The organism is Desulfogranum marinum, from assembly GCF_016918565.1.
In the GTDB taxonomy this organism is placed as follows: Bacteria; Desulfobacterota; Desulfobulbia; order Desulfobulbales; family Desulfobulbaceae; genus Desulfogranum; species Desulfogranum marinum.
This window is the reverse complement of record NZ_JAFFQD010000049.1, coordinates 1-23,132: the sequence shown is the minus strand read 5'-3', so window position 1 is coordinate 23,132 and position 23,132 is coordinate 1. Positions and strand designations below refer to the sequence as shown.

Annotated in this window: 13 protein-coding genes and 1 pseudogene; 10 read left to right on the top strand and 4 right to left on the bottom strand. The window is 46.7% G+C overall.

Annotation, left to right across the window (positions count from 1 at the left end):
* Positions 1-506: 506 nt before the first annotated feature.
* The 7 genes from JWH17_RS19960 (at position 507) to JWH17_RS19930 (ending at position 13,090) form a co-directional block, all read left to right on the top strand.
* Positions 507-2,384: a lytic transglycosylase domain-containing protein gene (locus tag JWH17_RS19960; protein WP_205224455.1), complete on the top strand. Its 1,878-nt coding sequence runs from the start codon at positions 507-509 to the stop codon at positions 2,382-2,384.
* 455 nt (positions 2,385-2,839) lie between these two features.
* Positions 2,840-3,640 (top strand): transglutaminase domain-containing protein, encoded by an 801-nt coding sequence (locus JWH17_RS19955; protein WP_205224454.1) that lies wholly within the window; start codon positions 2,840-2,842, stop codon positions 3,638-3,640.
* Between the two features lie 73 nt (positions 3,641-3,713).
* Positions 3,714-5,159, top strand: a complete 1,446-nt coding sequence (locus JWH17_RS19950) for a circularly permuted type 2 ATP-grasp protein (RefSeq protein ID WP_205224453.1) — start codon at positions 3,714-3,716, stop codon at positions 5,157-5,159.
* Between the two features lie 11 nt (positions 5,160-5,170).
* Entirely contained in the window at positions 5,171-6,145 is a 975-nt protein-coding gene (locus JWH17_RS19945) for an alpha-E domain-containing protein (RefSeq protein WP_205224452.1), read from the top strand.
* 163 nt (positions 6,146-6,308) lie between these two features.
* Positions 6,309-9,620: a transglutaminase family protein gene (locus tag JWH17_RS19940; RefSeq protein WP_205224451.1), complete on the top strand. Its 3,312-nt coding sequence runs from the start codon at positions 6,309-6,311 to the stop codon at positions 9,618-9,620.
* A 69-nt stretch (positions 9,621-9,689) separates the two neighbouring features.
* On the top strand, positions 9,690-12,218 hold the full coding sequence (locus JWH17_RS19935) for a circularly permuted type 2 ATP-grasp protein (protein WP_205224450.1): 2,529 nt from the start codon (positions 9,690-9,692) through the stop codon (positions 12,216-12,218).
* Complete coding sequence (locus JWH17_RS19930; protein WP_205224449.1) at positions 12,215-13,090, top strand: transglutaminase family protein; 876 nt, start codon at positions 12,215-12,217, stop codon at positions 13,088-13,090. The genes JWH17_RS19935 and JWH17_RS19930 overlap by 4 nt, the downstream gene beginning before the upstream one ends.
* A gap of 220 nt (positions 13,091-13,310) precedes the next feature.
* On the opposite strand, the gene JWH17_RS19925 is transcribed toward JWH17_RS19930, so the two are convergent.
* From JWH17_RS19925 to JWH17_RS19915, 3 genes are all read right to left on the bottom strand, one after another.
* Positions 13,311-14,762 (bottom strand): TrkH family potassium uptake protein, encoded by a 1,452-nt coding sequence (locus tag JWH17_RS19925; RefSeq protein ID WP_205224448.1) that lies wholly within the window; start codon positions 14,760-14,762, stop codon positions 13,311-13,313.
* Positions 14,759-16,096, bottom strand: a complete 1,338-nt coding sequence (trkA, locus tag JWH17_RS19920) for a Trk system potassium transporter TrkA (protein WP_205224447.1) — start codon at positions 16,094-16,096, stop codon at positions 14,759-14,761. The genes JWH17_RS19925 and trkA overlap by 4 nt, the downstream gene beginning before the upstream one ends.
* Before the next feature lie 109 nt (positions 16,097-16,205).
* Positions 16,206-17,051, bottom strand: coding sequence for a cytidylate kinase-like family protein (locus JWH17_RS19915; protein WP_205224446.1), 846 nt, complete (start codon positions 17,049-17,051; stop codon positions 16,206-16,208).
* A gap of 928 nt (positions 17,052-17,979) precedes the next feature.
* Here JWH17_RS19915 and JWH17_RS19910 point away from each other — a divergent pair.
* From JWH17_RS19910 to JWH17_RS19900, 3 genes are read left to right on the top strand one after another with little or no spacing between them, the layout of a single operon-like run.
* Positions 17,980-18,678, top strand: a complete 699-nt coding sequence (locus JWH17_RS19910; protein WP_205224445.1) for an ABC transporter ATP-binding protein — start codon at positions 17,980-17,982, stop codon at positions 18,676-18,678.
* Between the two features lie 4 nt (positions 18,679-18,682).
* Positions 18,683-21,238 carry an FtsX-like permease family protein gene (locus tag JWH17_RS19905; RefSeq protein ID WP_205224444.1) on the top strand — a complete coding sequence of 852 codons (2,556 nt, stop codon included), beginning with the start codon at positions 18,683-18,685 and terminating at the stop codon, positions 21,236-21,238.
* A 50-nt stretch (positions 21,239-21,288) separates the two neighbouring features.
* Positions 21,289-22,464, top strand: coding sequence for a lipocalin-like domain-containing protein (locus tag JWH17_RS19900; RefSeq protein WP_205224443.1), 1,176 nt, complete (start codon positions 21,289-21,291; stop codon positions 22,462-22,464).
* A gap of 160 nt (positions 22,465-22,624) precedes the next feature.
* Here the strand turns inward: JWH17_RS19900 and JWH17_RS24715 are convergent.
* Positions 22,625-22,897, bottom strand: a pseudogene (locus tag JWH17_RS24715) (VOC family protein); the annotation flags it as partial.
* Positions 22,898-23,132 lie beyond the last annotated feature (235 nt).

The following is a 23,132-nucleotide window of genomic DNA, read 5'->3' as shown; positions in this document are numbered from 1 at the left end:
TCACTGCGTTATGGCCATAAAATTATCCATGGAATATCGAATAGATGCCTGTGGTAAAAAATTTTTACAAGCCTCGGATTCCGGGCTTACCTGGCCTTGATCGGTAATAATTATTAAGGAGAGGTGCGGAAGGTTACGCGAAAAGTATACTCATTTTAAAAAGGCGAAATCAAGGGAAAACAGAGGCTTGGCCGGCTTCCCGGTAAAGCGGGTGCAGCGGGGGTGACCTTATTGGCGACGACCTTGAGAATAGGTGTCGGTTTCAGCTCAGCTTTCAGTGTGCTGGGAGCGTGACAGGACAGCTAAAATTCTGTACTCTTCCTGATGACTGCTGATGCAACATGTGTTGCTCAACGTCGTCAACCATGGATAAGATTGCGGGGTCAGTGTTCTCTCGCAAGTTCCTCTTGTTTGTGAGGCGTTGTTTCTCCTCTTCAGTCGTAGGTATTACTGTAGCAGCTCAAGAGAAATGACCATTTCTATTTGACCACCTCGTTTACATGATCATGATAAAAAAAATACAGGCATTGTTGGCGATCTCCACCCTTTTTATTGTTTTTCAAACAACAGCATGGGCAACCATGCAGACCGTGTCTTTGCCCATAACGGTAGATTATTTGATGCTGAGAAAGTTGTTGGTCGCCGGTTCTTTTACTGAAGAAGGAGAATCGGCAACTTTGGTTGATGAAGGAGATGGATGTATTCAATTACGGCTGGCAACCCCCCATCTCAGCGAGCAAGAAGGTACCTTGAGGGTCGAGTTGAGCGTTTTCTCCCAAACAGGAGTGCCTTTGGGTGGGGCGTGTTATTCACCGGTGAAGCTGCAGGGGTATGTCGTTCTGTATCAAAGGCCTGTTATTAATCCGGTGGACTGGAAACTGTCTTTTGAAACGGTGCGAACCGAGTTGCTGAATGTGCATCGTAAGTCGACCAGGGTAGCTGGGGTGGTGTGGAAGTTTGCAGAGCCGTATATTGCGGCCTACCTCAGCGGCATCAAGATTGATTTGATGCCGCCTGTAAAGAATATTAAAGACTTTGTTTCCCCGCTTTTTTCTGCTGATAAAGAGCAGCAAGTGAAAGCCATGCTCGCCTCCATGCGACCCGGAACAATAGAACTTGAACCCAGTGCCCTGTATCTACCTGTTTTAGTTGATGTAGCCAGTGTATATGATCCGCATGAGCGTAGATCAAATATAATATCGGATAAAAAAAGGCTGAAACAGACCGTTGCCCTGTGGGAACAATGGGATGATTTATTGGTGCACCTGATCACGCGATTAGCGGGAAGGTCGCTCAGTGAGGATGAAAAAGAGGTCTTGGTTGGTGTTTTGTTGGAAAGCCGGTACCGTTTTGTTTCGGAATTATCCGATGAATCAATCCGGCACGATATAGTGAGAAAGCAATTTATCGAGGCTTGGCGTCAACTGGCTCCTCTTTTCCGTAAATATTTTCTGCAACAGGGCGAAAGCAAAGGAATACTGGGCTATCTCGGCTTCTTTTCCTCTGTAGATGCTTTGATGACGTTGGATAAACTCGGGCCGACATTCGGCGTGGAGATAAGTACTGCAGGGCTGGTAAGGCTTGTGGAAATGCTTCAGGTGAATCCCAGCTTTTTTTATTACGGGAGTCAGCCCAATGCGAACCTGCAGGAATTGTTTCATATACACCCGCTGGAAAAGCAGGAGGAGATTCCGATTGAAGAGGATTCCTTTCAAGATAACGGTGGGGTGCTCAAGAGAATGTTCAATACGCTGACAGTTTCTACTGCCTATGCCGCAACAAATACGAAGCAAACGTCTATGCGTAAAATCCTGCAATGGAAAGTGCCGGAAGCAGATGTTACTGATTACATACAGAGGGTACGGGATGTTCTTAAAGCATCTACTGCCGCGACCCTGATAAAAGGAAATGTGCCGGAGCAGCAACAGGCAATGTTTCAAAAGCTCATTCAGGCAATGGCCTGGCAGGAAAGTTGTTTTCGCCAGTTTGTCGTCAAGAACCGTAAGCTGACTTACCTCCTATCCTACAACCGAAGTTCTGTTGGTTTGATGCAGGTTAACGAAAGGGTATGGAGAGGATTGTATGACTTGAACCGTCTCCGGTGGGATATTTATTACAATGCTGCAGCTGGAAGTGAAATAGCTGCTCTTTACCTTAAGCGTTATGGTCTGCGCAAAGAGGTTACAAATAGAAAACTGGACGATGAGACCATGGCCCGTCTCATTTATGCCATGTATAACGGAGGCCCTTCCCAGCGCACAAAGTTTTTTAAAAGATTTTCATCAAAAAAATTATACGAGAGCGATGAGCTTTTTTGGAAAAAATATCAGATGGTGAGCGCTGGAGATGTGGGCAAGGTGAGTCTTTGTCTGGTTGGCCGTTGAACTTTTTGCTTCATTTGCAGGGTTGCTAGGATAATCAACTTGTGGTGAGTTGTTTCCCAGTGTCGGCCAATGTGTTAAGTGAAGTTTACTGGGCAGTGTAATTTTTGTTACATTTATGTGGATTTGGTTAGGGTATGCTTGCATTTTTGTGTTTTTCCTGTTTTTTTAAAGTGAGGTTCTTTCGTTACAGGCTGAGCACTTTGTGCAAAGCTTTCTCAAGCTGCTGAGTTTTTTGCATCCCTCATTTTGATTAAATTTTAGCCACGGAGTAAAGCGTAACCTGCTCTATTGTTTGAATCCTGTGCCTTTGAGCCAAATTTAACCTGATGTTGGTCGAGGCTCATTTTTTAAGTACTCTAAAAGTGAATCCGTTCAACATCTTTGGTGGTGCAAAATTTGCATTTTTTCCGGAGCGGGGGAGCAGGCTAACATCTACAAAGAGATTTTGTTATTTTATGCAATTACAAACACGCTGTGATTTGTCTTTTGAAATTTCCTATCCAACACCCTTCGTACTGATGCTAAGACCGCGAAGTGGTGCGTATCAATGGGTGGTCAGTGAAGAATATGTAATCACTCCTTCCATCCGTATCTCTGAATTTACTGATAACTACGGAAATCTTTGTCAGAGATTGCTCGCCCCACCCGGATATTTGAGTATTTGCACTCAATCTAAAGTGATTATTGCAGGAGGAGTAGAACGAAGTCCCGGTGGAGCGTTTGTTGAGATTCAAAATCTTCCCGATGGGGTGCTTTGTTACCTTCTTCCGAGTCGCTATTGCGAATCAGAACATTTTAACAGCCTTGCAGTGGAGATAACAGCAGGGCAGTTCATAGGATATGATCAGGTTGCAGCAATTGAATCCTGGATACGCAATGCAATTCGTTATGAGTTGAAGGGGAGTGATGCACCCGTGTCGGCAATGGACGTCAAGGAGCGGCAGTGGGGCGTATGTCGTGATCTTTCTCACCTTGGGATTGCCCTGTGCCGTAGTTTGAGTATTCCTGCACGGATGGTTGTTGGTTATTGTCACGGTCTGGAACCGATGGACTTACATGCATGGTTTGAAGCATATGTGGCTGACCGGTGGTATACTTTTGACCCTTCTCAGAGTGAGTTAAATGGCAAAGGATATGTAGTGCTGGGATACGGTCGTGATGCTGCTGATGTAGCAGTCTATAATCAGTTCGGCCCCTCTGTATATCCCATTTTAAAAACTGTGGATGTTATAAAACTCGTAGAAGAGGATGCGTGAACATCTCTTTGCTGCCTGTGCAGAATTATATCATTTTAACTTAATTTGTCTCCCATGACTGAGGAACGGTTTTATGGAAACATTTCAAACCTATGACACTGAAGATTTTTTTGACGAACTGGTAGACGAGAATGGTTCCCCCCGCCCGGGTGTGCAAATTCTGGTGGATAAAATCGAGTCCTTGCCCAATGGGGATTTAACCCTCCGGCAAAAAGAGGCCGAAGCCCTGCTTCTAAAAATGGGGATAACCTTTAATGTCTATGGTGCCGATGAGGGAACAGAGAAGATTCTTCCATTCGATCTTATTCCCCGTATCCTTCCAAGCAATGACTGGCAGCAGATTGAAGCTGGGCTCAAACAGCGGATATTCGCCCTTAACGAGTTTTTGCAGGATATCTACAATGATAAAAAAATTTTAAAAGATAACGTTGTTCCTAAGGATCTCATTCTTAGTAGTAAGACCTATAGAAAGGAGTGTGAAGGATTTAGTCCGCCTAGAAAAATATGGTGCCATATTACCGGTACGGATCTGATACGAGGCGGGGATGGATGTTTTTATGTACTGGAAGACAACTTGCGTTGCCCTTCCGGAGTATCTTACGTTCTGGAAAACAGACAGGTACTGAAACGAACCTTTCCACACGTTTTTGAACAATCCAAGGTTCGCCCGGTTGATGAGTATCCGGTGAAGCTTTTGGATATGCTCGAACACCTTGTGCCGAGAAATGTGCAGTCGCCTACTATCGGTTTATTGACCCCGGGAAAATACAACAGCGCCTACTTTGAACATTCTTTTTTGTCACAGCAGATGGGGATTGAGCTCGTGGAAGGGAAAGATCTGGTTGTCGCTGACGGTTATGTCCACATGCTTACCACCAAAGGCCTCAAAAGAATTGATGTCCTCTACAGGCGAATAGACGATGATTTTATCGACCCCACAGTGTTTCGACCTGATTCTTTGCTCGGGGTAAAAGGACTTGTCGACGTATACAAAGCAGGGCGGATAGCCTTGGCAAATGCTTTGGGTACAGGCGTTGCCGACGATAAGGTCGTCTATGCTTATGTACCAAAAATTATAAAATACTATACAGGAGAGGATGCTATCCTACCCAATGTTCCCACCTATATCTGCGGGGAGGAAAAAGATAGATCCTATGTTCTTGCTCATTTGGATGAGCTGGTGGTTAAAGCTGCCAATGAGTCAGGAGGGTATGGTATGTTGGTTGGGCCCCATTCAACGAAAAAAGAGAGGGATATTTTTGCCGAAAAAATAGCGGAAGATCCCCGTAATTACATTGCTCAACCAACCATTTCCCTTTCTAGGGTTCCAACTATTGTTGGTGATCGTCTGGAAGGCCGCCACGTTGATTTGCGACCCTATGTTATTTTTGGTGAAGATATTTATGTTCAACCAGGAGGGCTTACCCGAGTGGCGCTAAAAAAGGGTTCATTAGTGGTTAACTCATCTCAGGGCGGCGGCAGCAAGGACACTTGGGTGCTGTTACCGAGTCCACAATAGGAGGAGGAAATATGTTAAGCCGTGTCGCCAATTCAATTTACTGGATGTGCCGTTATATTGAACGGGCAGAGAATGTAGCCCGCTTTATTGATGTAAATCTCAATCTCCTGCTTGATATGCCGACAGAGGAGAGTGAGCAGTGGTCACCGCTGATTATGACCACCGGTGACCAGGAACTCTATGAAAAAAAAGAGCAGGTCTATAATGCCGAGGAGGTTATCTGGTTTCTTACCTTTGACCGGGAATATCCCAATTCTATCTTAAGCTGTGTTGCTGCGGCCAGGGAGAATGCACGATCAATCAGGGAAACGATTTCCTCGGAAATGTGGGAACATCTTAATAATTTTTATTTGGAACTGATAAAGGAAGAGTCGATCAAAATGGCTTTGCAGGATCCAAATCGTTTTTATAATATCATCAGGATGCGCAGTCATCTTTTCACCGGTCTGCTTGATAGTACCATCAGTCACGGTGAGGCGTGGAATTTTGCACGGATTGCAATGATGATGGAACGGGCTGACAAGACCTCGCGAATCCTTGATGTAAAATATTTCATGTTGCTTCGACAGGCAGATTTAGTGAATACGCCCATTGATAATATCCAATGGCTAGCTGTCCTCAACTCAGCGAGCGCCTTTGAAATGTATAGAAAAGAAAAGCACCGTGTAACGCCTCGCGATGTAGCCGACTTTTTGATTTTTAATAAGCAGTTCCCGCGATCTATTTACCATTGTATTGCAAAGGCGCAAATTTGCCTGCACCGCATAACTGAATCGCCAAATGGTACAGCGACAAATCCGGTAGAGAGGCTGCTGGGACGTCTTAAGGCTGATCTTGAATATACGGATATCGATGAGGTTATCCAGTCAGGTCTGCATGAGTTCCTGGACGACCTGCAGACCCGTCTGAATCAAATCGGCGGAGTTATCGGCACGACTTTTTTCAATATTAAACCGGTGACTGCAGCGACAACTAGCGAACAGTAGTTATATAACTGGGTATAAATCTCTTTTTTTATTCAGTCGTAACTGCTCGCGGTGCTGCTAGCTCATTGATTTATCATTTTTAAAAGCTGCAAGTAGTTATTGTCCAGCCAAACATTCCCAGCCCCGAAAGTGGGCTCTTATTTGACTTCATTGAGGAGTATCAGTGGGTATCCATATAGCCTTAAATCATAAGACATCTTATCGTTACGATCGACCCATCAACCTCGCGCCCCAGATAGTACGTCTGCGGCCTGCACCCCATTGTAGAACACCCATTCTCAGTTACTCCCTGAAGGTGACGCCTAAGGATCATTTTATCAACTGGCAACAGGATACTTTTAGCAACTATCTCGGTCGGCTTGTTTTTCCGGAAAAAACCACCGAATTTGAGGTTGAGGTAGACTTGGTTGCGGACATGGTCGTTATCAACCCTTTTGACTATTTTTTGGAACCGGATGCCGAGGAATTTCCTTTTACCTATGAGAAGGATCTGGCTGATGACTTGGCCCCCTATCTGGCGAAAGACAAGGCAAAAAAAATACTAAAAAAATACCTGAAAGAAATCGATACAACCCCACGGCGGACCATTGATTTTTTAGTCGATTTGAACCGGAAGCTGAGTAATGATATTAGCTATCTTATTCGGATGGAGCCGAACGTCCAGAGCTGTAAACAAACCCTTACCATGAGGAGTGGCTCCTGTAGGGACTCTGCCTGGTTGCTTGTCAATATTTTACGCTCCTTTGGTTTGGCTGCCCGTTTCGTGTCCGGCTATCTGGTTCAGTTGAAACAGGATATTAAATCGCTGGACGGCCCCTCTGGTACGGCAGAGGATTTTACCGACCTTCATGCTTGGACAGAGGTCTATCTGCCTGGTGCCGGCTGGGTGGGGATGGACCCGACTTCCGGCCTTTTTGCAGGTGAGGGGCATATTCCTCTTGCCTGTTCGCCTCAACCCCAGAGTGCTGCTCCTATTACCGGCGCTCTGGATGAATGCGAGGTTAATTTCAGCCATACCATGTCGGTAACACGCATTCTCGAAGATCCCCGTTCAACCCGTCCTTACCCCGAAAATGTCTGGTCCGAGATCGTTGCGTTAGGTGATAAAGTTGATGAGGAACTGGAGGAGAGAGATGTTCGCCTGAGCATGGGAGGGGAGCCAACCTTTGTTTCAATCGATGATATGGAAGGAGCGCAGTGGAATACCGAAGCACTGGGGGAGGAAAAGCTGGTACTTTCAGAAATTCTTCTGAAAAAGCTCTGGAAAGAATGGGCTCCGGGAGGCTTTCTGCATTATGGCCAGGGAAAATGGTACCCGGGCGAATCTCTTCCCAGATGGGCGCTGGGCTGTTACTGGCGAAAAGACGGGACACCTATCTGGAAAGATCCCAAATGGCTGGCAGACGTTTCCGTAGATTACGGGTTCGGCATTGCTGAAGCGGAAAAATTCATTAAAAAACTTACGAAAATTCTCGGGGTAAAAAGTGAGTATATCAGGGAAAGTTATGAGGATATCGCCCATTACCTCTTAAAGGAGCAGCAACTTCCTGTTAATGTTACCCCGACTGATCCAAAACTTGACGATCCTGAAGAGCGACGGCGACTGGTGCGTGCTTTTCGGCGAGGATTGGGAGCCGTTGTCGGCTATGTCCTGCCGTTGCAGTATGGATCATGGAAAAGCGGCCCCTGGACGTTTAAAAGTGAGCATATGTATCTCTTGCCTGGGGATTCTCCGGCCGGTTTGCGGTTGCCGCTCGATTCTCTGCCCTGGGTCGCAGATGAAGACCTGGAGCCTGATCATGAGGTCGATCCCATGGCAGAGAAAGAGCCGTTGCCCGATAGGAAGGCGCAGAAGGCCGCCTTGAAACGGGCTGCCAAAAAAACAGCAGGTGATGCTGATCGGTCTCAACCAGGTCCCATCGATGATCCTGAACCAGTGGTCGGAGAATCCGCTGCATGGCTGGTTCGTACGGCGCTTTGCGTGCAGCCACGTGAAGGGAAAATCTACCTTTTTATACCACCCATCAACTCTCTGGAAGGCTATTTAGAGTTAATTGCATGTATAGAAAAAGCTGCGAAAATAACAAAACTCCCAGTAGTTATTGAAGGGTATGCTCCGCCTGGCGACCATCGCCTGGAGAGCTTGAAAGTAACCCCGGATCCCGGGGTCATAGAGGTCAACATACAACCGATGCACAGCTGGCGGGAGATGGTGGACTGTACGACCAGGCTGTATGAATTGGCTAGAGAGTCTCGACTCGGCACGGAAAAATTTATGGTGGACGGTCGTTACACCGGCACCGGCGGCGGCAATCATATTGTTATCGGCGGAGCTACCCCGGCAGACAGCCCTTTTTTAAGACGTCCCGACCTGCTCCGTAGTTTTATCACTTTCTGGAATAATCATCCCTCTTTGTCGTACCTTTTTTCAGGTCTCTTCATGGGACCTACCAGTCAGCAGCCTCGTATTGACGAAGCACGGCATGATAGCCTCTATGAACTGGAAATTGCCTTTGCTGAACAGGATCGGCAGACAAGCGGAGAATACCCCTGCCCACCATGGCTCGTAGACAGGCTCTATCGCAATTTGCTTGTAGACGTCTCCGGCAATACCCATCGTGCAGAATTCTGTATCGATAAACTCTATTCTCCGGATAGTGCCGGCGGGCGTCTTGGTCTCCTTGAATTTCGAGCTTTCGAAATGCCGCCCCATGCGCGCATGAGCCTCGCTCAACAGTTGCTTCTCCGTATTTTTGTTAGTTGGTTTTGGCAAAAACCGTATAGGGAAAAACTGGTCCGTTGGGGCACTCGTCTTCATGATCGCTTTATGTTGCCCCAACTGGTACGAGATGATTTCACCGACGTCTTGGATATTTTATGTGATGCAGGCTATCCTGTGTCCATGGATTTTTTTCATCCCCATTTCGAGTTTCGCTTCCCCATCTATGGAAGGGTTACCTATCAGGGAATAGAGATCGAGCTACGGCAGGCTCTCGAACCCTGGCATGTGTTAGGCGAGGAAGCCGGCGGCGGAGGAACTGCCCGCTACGTTGACTCGTCAGTGGAAAGGTTGCAGGTAAAGGTCTCCGGAATGACGGGTGAACGATACATTCTTATCTGTAACGGAAGAAGGATTCCGATGAAGCCGACATTGGAGGGAGGCGTTTTTGTAGGAGGGGTTCGTTATCGGGCCTGGCAGCCACCGTCTTGCCTGCATCCGACAATAGGTATCCATGCACCGCTTTCAATAGATCTGTTCGACACCTGGTCGAATCGTGCTGTCGGCGGCTGTACATACCATGTGGGCCATCCAGGCGGTCGCAGTTATGACATATTTCCTGTCAATTCATACGAGGCTGAAGGACGGCGCAATTCACGCTTTATTCCCGGCGGGCATACGCCGGGTGAGCAGATCCCGATTCCCTCGGTAGAAACAAATGACTATCTGCCGTATACACTTGATTTGCGGACTTGAAAGGATTAGATAAGCTGAGGCAAAGTCAAACAAGGCTTTGCCTTAATCCAGGACGTAGCAAGTGATTTTATGACCGACAAAGCTTCTCGCATTTCCTCCGTTTTAACCGACGCGACCTCTTCCCTTTTTGATAGGATTTCTTGTCCGTCAGGTAGCTATTGTGAGCCGTTTTCTTCCGCAGCTACTCTGCGACCCCATTGGCAACTTCTCATACAAGCCTTTGAGGCAAGAGGAAAAGCTATGCTGGAATCAGATCATGAAAGGGGAAAGCGTATGCGCCATGAAGATGGGGCTACCATAAATCCTTTTGATGACCTGACCGAACAGACAACGGCTTGGGCTCTTGATATAATCCCGTTCCCCATTTCTGCGCAGGAATGGAGCGGCATTGAGGGTGGGTTGAAACAGCGTGCCGGTTTGCTGGAAAAAATTCTGGCAGACACCTACGGTCCGCAGGAACTGTTAAAACAAAGAAAAATAGATGCGGAATTCTATTTTTCAAATCCAAATTTTCTCCATTCCTGCCATGGTATCAGGCCTGCCGGCGATCGCTATCTCACCTTCTATGCTGCCGATTTATACAGAGATCCCCAGGGACAATTTAGAGTTCTACGAGATTATGGAGCCAATCCGGCGGGCCTTGGCTATGCGCTGGAAAACAGAATCGTCATATCGCGCCTTTTTTCAGAGCTTTATCACAAAAACCAGATACGTAGACTGGCTCCGTTTTTTCATGCTTACCATCAAGCTTTGATTCAGCGGGCTGCTCTGAGTAAGGATGATCCGGGAATCGTTTTGTTTTCACCGGGCCCGGACAGTGATTTGTATTTCGAACATGCCTTGCTCTCTCGTTACTTAGGATATCCACTGGTAGAAGGGCAGGATTTAACTGTTCGAAATGGTAAGGTTTTTCTTAAGAAAATTGCAGGGCTCGAGCCTGTGGAGGCAATATTTCGGCAGATTGATGACCATAGCAGTGATCCTTTTGCACTAAAACAGAAGGCCATTGGCGGGGTGGCAGGACTTATCCAGGCTTGCCGTGCCCAGAATATTGAGGTGGTTAATCCTGTTGGGAGCGGATTTGTAGATACACCTGCTTTGAAAACCTTGCTTCCTCATCTTTGTCGAGAAATGCTCGGGGAAGATCTCCTTTTGCCAAATCATCCTGGTTGGTGGTGCGGGAATAGCCAAGGATTGAATCATGTGGTCAATAACTTGAGCAAACTACGCATCTGCTCTGCCATGGATCAGAATGGTGTTTGTGAAAAAACGCCGGATATCTTGGAAGCTATTACGTCCTTTCCGGCTAGATATATGGCCTCCAGTCCTATTTTGCCGTCTCAGGCTCCGGCTTGGGGGAGCGGTGGCGTTACCGGTTGTTACAATGTCCTGAGAGTCTTTGTTTGCGCCACCCAAAAGGGATATGCCGTCATGCCGGGTGGATTGGCGATTACGTCTACTGATAAAAAAACGCTGGCGACCGGCCTCCCGAAACAGCAACAGAGTAAGGATATATGGGTACTTTCAGACGAACCGGTGGAACTTTTCACCATGATGGATGGCCTGACCACCATTCCTGCTTTTAAACGATCCAGCGATCTTCCAAACAGGGTTGCTGACAATTTACTCTGGCTGGGCCGTTACCTTGAACGTGCCGAGGGAATGATACGTCTTTTACGGGCAATCTACCAGCGTCTTTCCGGGGAGGATCGGCCGGAGGATATCCCGGAGTTGCAATTTCTACTGACCATCTTGCAGGCAAAGCAGGTTATTTCGCTGCCTACTGTGACTGATGGCAGCAAAAAAATATCATTCACCGGGCTGTTCCAGCAACTGCGCAACGCGCTCTACCGGAAAGAGAGTACCGAGAGCGTTATCAATCTCCTCCAGCGGGTACAGCAGACGACTCGAAATGTCCGTGACCGGCTTTCTGTGGATACCACCCGGGTCATTAACCGATTAGAAGATTTCAAGGATTCCCCTGAACATGACCCCCTGGAAACCTTAGACCAGACATTGTTCACTTTGAGTGCTTTTAGCGGCCTGGCCATGGAAAGTATGACCCGGGGTATGGGGTGGGCGTTCATGGATATGGGGCGCCGGGTGGAGCGGGCGATGAATCAGGCGGCATTGATCCGCGTCAGTCTTCCTCTGGTTTGCGCTAATTCCCGTAATACACTTCAGGCATTGCTTGAGGTTTCCGAAAGTCTCATGACATATAGGGGGCGTTATCGCTCCTCCTTTCAATTGGCTCCTGTACTCGATCTCTTACTGTCCGATGAGTCCAACCCCAAGTCAGTTGCTTTTCAATTCAGTCAACTTGCCACGCATGTGGAAACTTTACCGCGACAGGATGAAAGGAGATTTTCCAGCAAAGAAGAACGTATAGCCCTGGAAATGCTTACAGAGGTCCGCCTACTCGACTTGACAGGGATACGCTGTGGAGAGAATAATCCGTCGATGCAATATTTGAGCGCCTTTTTAACAAAGATGGAATCGCAACTGAAAGAATTTGCCCAGGAAGTAACCATACATTATTTAACTCGAGTGCCGGCAACTCCTCATTATTCTATCCTTTCAAGTGATCGCTCAGTATGAAATACCGCGTTACCCATAATACCGGTTATAAATATTCGGCCCCGGCCTCTCTTTCACAAAATGAACTGTTTTTATTTCCCCGTAAAACAGCAACGCAAGAAGTGCTTGAGAGTAGTTTACAGATAGACCCTGTACCACAGTATCTTCACAGCAGGACCGATTATTTCGGAAATAGTGCGCATGTTTTTATGGTTCACCACCCTCACTGTGAACTTACTGTTTCAGCAACAAGCCTTGTAGAGACCGGAAAGCCGTACGTACCCGAGCCTAATAGTACCCAACCGTGGGAAGCTGTGGTTCAGCGACTTATTGATCATAAAGAGTATGATGAACTCGAGGCGTATCAGTTTACGTTTGAAAGTCCACTGATAACCCTAGGTCATTCCTCTTTAGTATATATTACTTCGTCATTTCCACCTGGTATGCCGGTACTTGCCGGTGCAAGTGATTTGGTTCGCAGAATATACACGGAATTTTCATACGATAAGACAGCAAGCAACGTTGAAACAACTGTTGAACAGGCGTTGGCAAGTCGAAAAGGTGTTTGTCAGGATTTTGCCCACGTTGCAATCAGTTGCTTGCGGACGCTCGGGCTCGCGGCAAGATACGTTAGCGGTTATCTGGAAACAATTCCGCCGCCGGGTAAACCAAAATTGGTTGGGGCAGATGCCTCCCATGCCTGGATTTCACTGTTTGTTCCAGACCATGGGTGGGTTGATCTTGACCCCACAAATAATCTGTTTGCAAACGAAACCTATGTCACCGTCGCATGGGGTCGAGACTACGGTGATGTCGCACCTGTAAAGGGGGTTGTCATGGGGGGAGGTGTGCATAAGCTGTCTGTAATGGTGGATGTGGCAAGGCAGAATTGATCTTCCTGGTTCCTCGTTTTTTCAGGGAGGGCCCACGAAAAAGGGGATTTTGTATGAGATTATATAGCTCTTTAATATGCTCAATTGCCTGCCAAATAGGTTGTAAGAGTGGTTTTGTGCAGAGCTTTTAGGTTTTTCCCTGTTTTTCCTTCGCACCTTTCTGAGTGCACATTTCTCTATGTTTTATAGTCGTATAGCCGAGGTCATGTAATGCACGGGGTTATTCTTTCCAGAAGTCCGGGTGGAGCATAACCAGAAAAGGAATAAGCTCAAGTCTTCCGGCAACCATATTCACAATAAAAATGATTTTACTTGGTATTGCCAGGCTGCCAAAAGTCCCCATTGGGCCAATCTCACCAAAACCCGGGCCAATATTGCCTATGGTCGCAGCTGCTCCGACAAAACCAATGGCAAGGTTCCCTTCTATCATTGTGACCATAATCGCGGAAATAGCGAGCAGGAGAATATAAAAAAGAAGAAAACTCAGCATTTGATGCTGGATGGTATTGGGTACTGATTTTTTATCTATTTTAACAGGGATGATCGCCTTTGGGTGCAGAGCCTGGACGATTTCTCGCCAGAGGTATTTTCCCATAAAAAGGATGCGGACTATTTTTATTCCGCCGCCGGCAGATCCCGCACAGCCACCGGCAAACATGACTATTAACAGGAGTGCCTGGGCTGGAACCAGCCATAGGGCAAAATCAGCCGACGAAAAGCCGGTGGTGGTAATGATCGAGATGATCTGAAAAACACTGTCCCTGATGCTATCGGCAACCGGTATGTGCTGGGCAAAGAATAAAATGCCTGTAAGGGATATGGAAAGTAGCAGAATAATGGTGGCGTAAAGTCGGAACTCCTCACTTTTGAACAGCGATTGCGGCTTCAGCTGGACAATGAATCGATATTGGAGGGCAAAGTTGCTGCCGGCAAGGAACATGAAGGCGGAGATAATCCACGTTGCAGTACTGTTCTCGTAACCCATAATCGAAAGTGGATGGGGGGAGAATCCACCTGCTGCCATGGTGGTCAATCCGTTGCAGACAGCATCAAAGATCGGCATACCCGTAAAGTCGAGCAACGCGATCTCGAACATGGTTAAAAAAACATACACCAACCAGAGAGCCTTGGCTGTATGGGCAATGCGCGGGGTTATTTTTTCTTCGGTTGGCCCCGGTGCCTCAGCAAAAAATATTTGCCTTCCGGCAACTGCAAACTGAGGCAGGATCGCCACAAACAAGACAATTATCCCCATCCCGCCAAGCCATTGAGTCAGACTTCGCCAGAAGAAGAACGCCTTGGGGTAGAGTGAAAAATCTTGAAGGATGGTTGCACCGGTGGTTGTTATTCCGGAAATCGATTCAAAGTAGGCGTCAAGCGGGCTTAATCCATAAAAAAGATAGGGAATGGCAGCGACTGCTGCGGTACTTAACCAGGTCAGAGTAACCAGAAACAACACTTCAGAACGTTTGATCCGGTCAAGATCCTGGTGTTTATTACTTTTCCTTTGGCCAAAAAGACCAAGCGCGATGCTGACCAAAGAAGCTACACAAAAAGGCAGAATAGAAGGGTAGTCGTGATCAAGCAGTGCTACTATCACCGGCACCAGTGTTATCACCCCAAAACCAATGAGGATAAGCCCAAGTGCAGGGGAAAATGTACTCGTTTTCATCTGGAAAATATGTTCTGGATTGGTTCTGTATTTTCAGGAACAGTGAAAATCTTTAATCGGTCATGGGCCTGCACCACAGTGCTGCCATTGGGAATGATAATGCCTTTACCCCGTTTAATAACTCCGATGATAGCCCCTGTAGGCAGGCCGATATCCATTATTTTTGTATCAGGAAAGGTTTCAGCTACCTTTATACGAAGGACTTCTCCCTTGCCACCACCGACCATGGCCAGAATATTAACGTCCTTGGCCTGCATATGATTGAGCAGTTCTTTCATGGCTGACTCACGCGGAGAGACCACCACATCAATCCCGACTCGTTCAAAGAGTTGTGCTTTACGGCTATTGCTGACCCTGGTGACCACCCGCTGCGCACCCAGCTGTTTGACCAGCAGTGAGCAGAGCAGGTTTTTTTCATCGTTATTGGTAACACAGACCACCACATCCATGGCGCCGACGGATTCTTCTTCGAGCAGTTCCAGGTCGGTACCGTCTCCGTGGAGGACCAGGCTGCCTTTCAGGTTGTCGGCAAGAAAGATACAACGCTGTTGATCCTGCTCTATTATTTTCACCCGAATGCCGGCTTGCTCCATCTGCTGGGCGAGAAAAAAACCGACATTACCCCCGCCAATCACCGCAGCTGTAGCTATTTTGTTTTTGATTTGAAAAAGATCAGCGGCCAGCATGTCAAGTGCTCGCCCGGTTCCCATAAAAATAACCTTGTCATCGAGTTGTATCTTGGTGGTGCCTTTGGGGATAAACAAGACCTCATCACGAGTGATACCGACAATAAGGATATCTTTAGGAAAGACATTGTCGAGAATTCTGGTGTCACAAAGCGGGGAATCCTTTTTGATTCGATATTCAAATAATTTGGCCCGGCCATTGATAAAATATTCCACATCGATGGCTTCCGGTACCAGAATTATACGAAAAATATCTTCGGTCAGTAATTTCTCAGGCCAGATGACCGTATCTATGTCATATTTGGTTTGGTAACTGTACTGATCCGGTGAGATGAGATTGTGATGAATCTCACCTTTACTGACAAAGCAGACTGTTTCTATGGACGTGATTTTTTTTATTGTCCAGCAGGCAACTATATTGGCTTCATCAATAGTTGAGCAGGCAATAAAAAGATCGGCCTTGGGCTGGTTCGCTTTTTCCAGAGTAGCGATATCAGAGCCGTTCCCAGCTATGTGTCTGATGTCGAGGCTGCGAAATTTTTCCGGAAGATGAGGGCTTTCATCGATAACTGTTATATCGTGATCCAGAGAGAGCTGGGCTGCAATCATGTAGCCGACTTCTGTTGCTCCACAGATGAGAATTCGCACAATCAGGTCCTCGTAAAAAAAATGTGGATGAGAGCTCTCTGTTTTTTGCAGCAAAAGTCGGGGCTGGTGAGTATTTCCAGCCCCATGCAATTAGTTGAAAAGAGGAAGTCTACTGTACATCCACATTGTAAAAAGTATTAATATGGCCTTTAAATGGATGAAGAGGCTCTTTGTACAAAACATCTTCAATGTGATACAGCTCCTTCATTTGTGAAGAAAAATCCTTGCGAGCGATTTTATCCGTTTTCAGCGGACCGTCTGTATCGGTAAGCTCAATACTGTTGTCGTTGACAAATCGTACCTTTGCCGAGGAGGATGTTTGATACACTTCGGCCAGGATATTAGCACAAAGCATCCTCTGCTTCAACTCAGCCAGCGATGCTTCTGTTGCCTGGAACTGTTTCTTCTGCGCTGTTTGCGCCAGAAGCTCAACCGCATCATCTACCGTGAGGGAGTCCACGCAAAGCACGATGTCGTACAAGCGTGAGTCCCAGGTGTCTTTTCCATAGAGATGCAAGCTCCACTTGCGTCGTTCTTTATCATCTAACTGCAGTTTCTTCAGTGCATCGTGTGCCGAGCACTTCTCACGTGTTGTCTCCTCTTTGACCCTGTCTTCCATGTCGGCAATAATTCGGACTTTGAGCACGTGCGAGATGTTTTGCAGAAAAAAGTGGCCAGCCAGCCCGTGATACACGATATTGTCTTGAACCATATGGGAAAGAAAGGTGGAACGGAAAAAATGAACAAAACGTTCCTGATCATGATTAAACCACTCAAAGGCTGTTGGAGCGTCATGCATTGCTCGTAACAGTTTCTTTTCCGGAATTTTGAATTGGTCCGAGGCCTCGACCATAATTTCTCTTGAGAGACAGTCGTAGTGCAGTTTATCTACCAGTGCCTCGGCAACTTCTTTGCCGTGACTGTATGATCCTCTCGAAATGGTAATAATAGACATTCCTGCCTCCTTTAGCATTGCCGTACGGCAACAGCCATTTAATGAATAAAAAGCCAAATAGCTAGAAAAGGAGAAAAGAAAACTCAAGCGATAGACAAAAAGTCTATAAAGAGTAAAGAAAAGAGATACTCATTTTCTTTAGTAACGAATTTGGCCTCCTTGTACACCCGCCTTATCCTTTTTTCAATCACTTTTTTTTGGGTGTTGGTGAGCTTTGAGTTGTTTCGTGAGAGATACCACAGTGTTGCTGTGGCTACACGTTTTATTGCAGCAAAGGTAACAGGCTCAGGTGGTGTGATGGCATGTCTGATGCCATTGGTAATTCATATCTGATTACGTACAAAACTCAACCAATTATCTACCGAAGCAGACAGGAAACTGATTTTATTTCTCTTTTAAACCCGGGTGTCAGATCGAAGTCTACGCTATCTAATTTTCATAAAAAATCATGAAAAAAAGATAGCGAAGACTTCGATCAGTCCCCTACCTCAGTACTGAGAAATTTAGGTAAGCGAAGACTCCGATCTGTCTCCCGAGTCCACTGAAATCTACCTTCAGGCTGTAAATGAAGAGAAGACGTATTCTCAATGCTTGGGAAGACGGCAATTAATATCAAAATCGCAACAATAGCAGCATAATATCTTTTCTGTCGTATATTATTTTCATGAAAGTTGAATCTGACATAAACAAAAGTGAGTATCAACCCGGAGGGGGAATTTTTTGATTGAAAACGAAAAACAGACTGTTAATTTCGTAATTACTCATTAAGCAATAATATCAATTAATTGAGTTTAAAATCAAAAAGTTCATGAGAAATTCGGGCTAACCGCTGAGATCTGGCTAAATGACACTTATTTAAGATAGCCTCAAATCGAAGAAACATCACAACCAGCCCATGCCAAAAACAGACCCTGTCGGTGACATGCAGATGAGTAAAGCGCCTTCCCTTTTACGGCTGCAGAACGTATCCAAATCCTTTCAGGAAGGGAGCCGGGAACGAATTATCCTGGATTCTGTCAGTCTTACCGTCAAACCAGGTGAGATAGTTGTGCTTCTTGGCAAAAGCGGGACGGGCAAAACAACCCTGCTCAACTGCATCGGCGGCATTGATCTTCCTTCAGATGGTCAGGTTTTTATTCAAGAGACGAATGTGACACTTCTTTCAGAACAGGAGCGCACGCTGTTTCGCCGAAACCATATTGGTTTTGTTTTTCAGTTTTTCAACCTGTTGCCCACGCTTTCTGTTGAAGAAAATGTTCTGCTGCCTCTGGAATTGAAAAAGGGCAGGCTGACTCGTGAAGATCGTGGCCTGGCTATGGAATTATTGGACAGCGTTGGTTTAGGAGATCGATTGAAAAGTTTTCCAGACCGACTCTCCGGAGGAGAGCAGCAACGCATTGCCATTGCCAGGGCGCTTGTTCATGACCCTTTCCTGCTGCTTGCCGATGAACCCACCGGAAATCTTGATTTTGACACAGGTTTGCAGATTCTTGATCTTCTCGAACAACTCTCACGGCGCAACGGAAAAACACTGGTTATGGCCACCCATAGCCGGGAAGCAATTGGCTTTGCAGATCGCATCCTCACCGTGAAAGGAAACCAATTGATAGAAAATTCCGGAAGGTAGAACTATGGGACCAATCCTATGGAAATCTTTTTTTCGTTCCCTGTTCCATCACCCCTGGCAACTTGTTTTTTCATTAATCGGTGTCGCACTGGGAGTTGGTTTAGTTGTTTCCATTGACCTGGCCAACGACAGTGCCAAGCTCTCTTTTAAACTCTCCACAGAAAGTGCAGTAGGGCGTACCACCCATCACATAACAGGATCCGATGGTACTGTCTCGGCAGATCTTTACCGGCAATTGCGAATTGAGAAAGGAATCCGCCCGTCTGCCCCAATTGTCGAAGGGTACGCCAGTGCTGTAAATTTTCCAGGATATTCTTTTCGTATCCTGGGAATTGATCTTGTGGTTGACAGGCCTTTTAGGGCTCACCTTACCGGCATGGAGAATCTACCACTCCTTGATTTGACGGCTTTGATAAGCGACCCCGGCACCATTATTCTCTCTGAAGATATGGCCACTTCTCTGGGGCTGGCTGTTGGAAACAGTCTCCTGCTCAGGGTGGGCAGTATTACACATAAAACAGAAATAGTCGGCTTATTGAAGCCGCAAGATCGCCTGACCAAACTGGCCCTGGCAAATTTTTGTATCACGGACATAGCCACAGCCCAGGAAATTTTCCATACAGAAGATCGTCTGCATCGGATTGATCTGATTATTGCAGACGATAAAAAGGGCACAGCACAGCTTCAGGCCATAGAAGAATTTCTTCCACAAGGTACCGAGATAATCCGTTCCAGCACCAGGGCAGAGCATATTGAGACAATGATGCGTGCATTTCAGCTCAACCTCACTGCCTTGAGTCTTTTTGCCCTGATTGTCGGCATGTTTATTATTTACAATGCCATCACTTTTTCAGTGGTTCGACGCCGACAGCTGATAGGCACTCTTCGTTGTCTAGGGGTAACCAGGTCGCAGATATTCACTCTGATCCTCACTGAGTCTATGATTGTTGGCATCATTGGGACACTTCTCGGTCTTCTTATCGGCATCCTACTAGGCAAAAACCTGGTGCATCTTGTCAGTCGAGCCATTAATGACCTGTATTTCGTCCTCTCAGTCAACAGCCTGGAGATTTCTTTTTATTCCATCTTCAAAGGGATGGGGTTGGGGCTCTGTGCCACACTCATTGCATCCCTGGGGCCGGCCCTTGAAGCAACAGCTGCATCGCCGCGCACAATCGTGACCCGATCGACAATCGAGTCACGCGTCCAGAAAATGAGTCCCAAGCTTGCACTCTCCGGTATTGGTATGGGTGTGCTGGGTGTGGTGCTGCTTTCCGTGTCGGGTAAAAATATTATACTCAGTTATTTGGGCCTGTTTATCATTATGCTTGGCTGCATCATGGTGACACCGCGGCTGATTACCTCTATCATGGGGGCTTTGCAGCCAATCGCTCTGAGAGTAGCCGGTATCCTCGGCAGTTACGCTGCGCGCAGTATCAGCACTAATTTGAGTCGAACATCAATAGCCATTGCAGCGTTGATGATTGCCCTGGCATCCACAATTGGCGTTGGCGTGATGATCGGAAGCTTCCGGACCTCGGTCATCCATTGGCTTGATACTCTACTCAAGGCTGATTTTTACGTCTCTGCGCCACGGCTGGTTGCAACAAGAGGGAGTGCGAGTCTTGATGAGGAGCTGGTAACAAGGATCAGGGCAATAGAGGGCATTTCTCATGTGGGGTCATACCAGTGGTTTGATATTGTGGGCCGGCAAGGACGCACCCCGATTGGAGTTATGGAAGTAGTTGCACCCAGCCGCAAGAATTATATCTTCAAACAGGGAAATCCAGAAACCATTTGGGATACTTTCCAACAGGGGAAAGGAGTGTTGCTGTCAGAACCATATGCCTTCAGGCATAACCTGAATGCCGGAAACAATATCTCTCTGCGTACAGAGTCGGGCATGAAGGACTTTCCGGTACTCGGTGTGTTTGTCAGTTACAACTCGGACCAGGGTGTGGTGATGATAAGTCGTACTTTATTTAAAAAGTTCTGGCATGGCAAGGGGGTATCTGCCCTCTGGCTTTACGCTGAAGAAGGAGCGGACAGTGGTGCCATAGAACAGAAAGTGAGAAATCTGATACCTCCAGGGCAGACCGTTGAGATTCGTTCGAATAAACTACTCCGCCTGGAAACCCTGCGGATATTTGATAGAACCTTTGCCATCACCGCGGTGATGCGCTTGCTTGCCATGATTGTGGCCTTTATCGGCGTAATTACTGCCTTGATGGCTCTCCAACTTGAACGGCAGCGTGAATTTGGTATCCTTCGGGCCACCGGTTTCACTCCTTATCAAGTTTCAGGCCTTATCCTGGTCCAGACAGGACTCATGGGGGTCGTTGCAGGCCTGCTTGCCATACCGGTTGGACTGATCACTGCCCTGGTTATGGTTTTTGTTATCAACCGGCGTTCCTTCGGCTGGACGTTGCAGTTGGATGCCAGTCCGGAAATTTTTCTGCATGCTGTCTTGCTGGCAATTCTGGCAGCGATACTTGCCGGTGTTGTACCTGCAATAAAGATAGCTGTCAGCCCTGTATCTGCCGCCCTCCGCGATGAGTAGAGTGTATTATGCTAAAATTACTTTATCCACAGAGGATTTTTAAATAGGCGATGTTTAAATTACGACTCATTGTCATTGCGGTGATTGTAACTATTGTCCTTGGGGCTCTGGTCTGGCCTTTTTTCCAAGATAAAGGATATGATCTCGAAGCCAAACTACCACTGACAGACGCCTTGAATACAGATGATACAGAGGGATTTGCCAGAGCCATGCAGGCTCGGCCTTTATCATTTCCAGAGGATCATGGACCCCACCAAAAGTATAGAATTGAATGGTGGTATTTCACCGGCAACCTCAAATCCGATGCCAATAACCATTATGGGTATCAACTGACCTTTTTTCGGCTTGGCCTGCGCGCACAACCTGCCCACCGAACGACCAATTGGGGAACAAACACATTGTACATGGCACACTTTGCCGTGACGGATGTTAAAGAGAAAAAATTCCATTACTTTGAGAGATTCAGCAGGGAAACAATCGGCTTGGCCGGCTCAACGAGCAGGCCATTTCGGGTATGGCTGGAGGATTGGTATGTGCATGGTCAGGGAGAGGATGGAACACCCATGCGCCTCCATGCCAAAACAGATGGATTCCACCTCGACCTGGAATGCAGCAGCGCTAAACCGATCATACTGCATGGAGACCGAGGGTTCAGCCGGAAGGGGAGTGAACCGGGAAACGCCTCCTACTATTACTCCTTGACCCGACTGCAGACACAAGGAAGTTTGAAAATTGACGGAAAAACCTTCCAGGTAAGCGGCACAAGCTGGATGGACAGGGAATGGAGTACCAGCGCTTTGGAAAAGGAACAGCAAGGCTGGGATTGGTTTTCTTTGCAACTCTCTGATAATCGGGAAATAATGTTCTTTCAATTACGCAGGAAAGACGGCAGCATTGATCCTCACAGTTCAGGCACTATGATTACCCCAACAGGTGAGAGCCGGCCCCTTTCCCTGGCCGATGTCAAGATTGAAGTTCTGGATCATTGGCCAAGCCCTTTGGATGGTTCCTTATATCCATCAAGCTGGCGTTTAACCATCCCAGGGGAAGATATGGAGCTTGAAATTGCACCTTTTTTAAACAATCAGGAACTGGATACCGCTGCAATCCGCTACTGGGAGGGAGCGGTGAGGGTAAATGGCCGTTCTGGTGATGCTTCTGTGAACGGGGTAGGCTATGCTGAGTTAACCGGGTATGGTGGCGACCAACCGGTTAATCTCAACTAATTTTTGCTAAAGAAAACCACGGATGACATATGTAAACGTCCGGGAAATTGGAAAAAGGATTGGGCTGGCCGTCTTGAACGCGCCACCCATATTTTAAATGTTCTTCTATGGTCTATGGAGGAGAGACGCACCCTGCAAAATGCAGGGTGCGTTGGTCTATTTATAACTTATCCTGATATGCTCCAGCTGAATAGGTCAGCTCATAACTATGTGAGTATAATTCAAGTATATTTCCGAAAGGATTCTCGCAATATACCATCCGGTATGGTTTTTCTCCGGGGTAATACTCTCTTATCGGCATCCTCTGCTTTCCACCATTTTCGACAATTTTGGCAGCAAGCCTTTCAATATCAGGATCTTGAACAGCAAAGTGGAACACCCCGTTCTTCCAGAATTCGAAGTTGTCATCGCGGAGTTCAGCATTTTTAAATTCAACCTAAATTCTGCACGTCGAATGTTAGAAAAAATAAATTCTACTTTAAAAAACAACATATTGAGCAGACAATTGATTTGAAGTTCTATTCACTGTTTGAGTGAACCTCAGCTGTTCCCAAGATTGCCTGAAATCCAAGAATAGCAATAAACTTTAAAATTGGCTTCGTAAACTTTTAACAACTTATGCGTTTATAACGAGATTTTTCTTGACATATCAATGAGTTAGCGATTTT

What these genes read in the sequence shown, in the direction of transcription:
- JWH17_RS19960 (WP_205224455.1), top strand. Translation starts at nt 507, where the DNA reads ATGATAAAAAAAATACAGGCATTGTTGGCGATCTCCACCCTTTTTATT.
- JWH17_RS19955 (WP_205224454.1), top strand. Translation starts at nt 2,840, where the DNA reads ATGCAATTACAAACACGCTGTGATTTGTCTTTTGAAATTTCCTATCCA.
- JWH17_RS19950 (WP_205224453.1), top strand. Translation starts at nt 3,714, where the DNA reads ATGGAAACATTTCAAACCTATGACACTGAAGATTTTTTTGACGAACTG.
- JWH17_RS19945 (WP_205224452.1), top strand. Translation starts at nt 5,171, where the DNA reads ATGTTAAGCCGTGTCGCCAATTCAATTTACTGGATGTGCCGTTATATT.
- JWH17_RS19935 (WP_205224450.1), top strand. Translation starts at nt 9,690, where the DNA reads ATGACCGACAAAGCTTCTCGCATTTCCTCCGTTTTAACCGACGCGACC.
- JWH17_RS19930 (WP_205224449.1), top strand. Translation starts at nt 12,215, where the DNA reads ATGAAATACCGCGTTACCCATAATACCGGTTATAAATATTCGGCCCCG.
- JWH17_RS19925 (WP_205224448.1), bottom strand. Translation starts at nt 14,762, where the DNA reads ATGAAAACGAGTACATTTTCCCCTGCACTTGGGCTTATCCTCATTGGT.
- JWH17_RS19915 (WP_205224446.1), bottom strand. Translation starts at nt 17,051, where the DNA reads ATGTCTATTATTACCATTTCGAGAGGATCATACAGTCACGGCAAAGAA.
- JWH17_RS19910 (WP_205224445.1), top strand. Translation starts at nt 17,980, where the DNA reads ATGAGTAAAGCGCCTTCCCTTTTACGGCTGCAGAACGTATCCAAATCC.
- JWH17_RS19905 (WP_205224444.1), top strand. Translation starts at nt 18,683, where the DNA reads ATGGGACCAATCCTATGGAAATCTTTTTTTCGTTCCCTGTTCCATCAC.
- JWH17_RS19900 (WP_205224443.1), top strand. Translation starts at nt 21,289, where the DNA reads ATGTTTAAATTACGACTCATTGTCATTGCGGTGATTGTAACTATTGTC.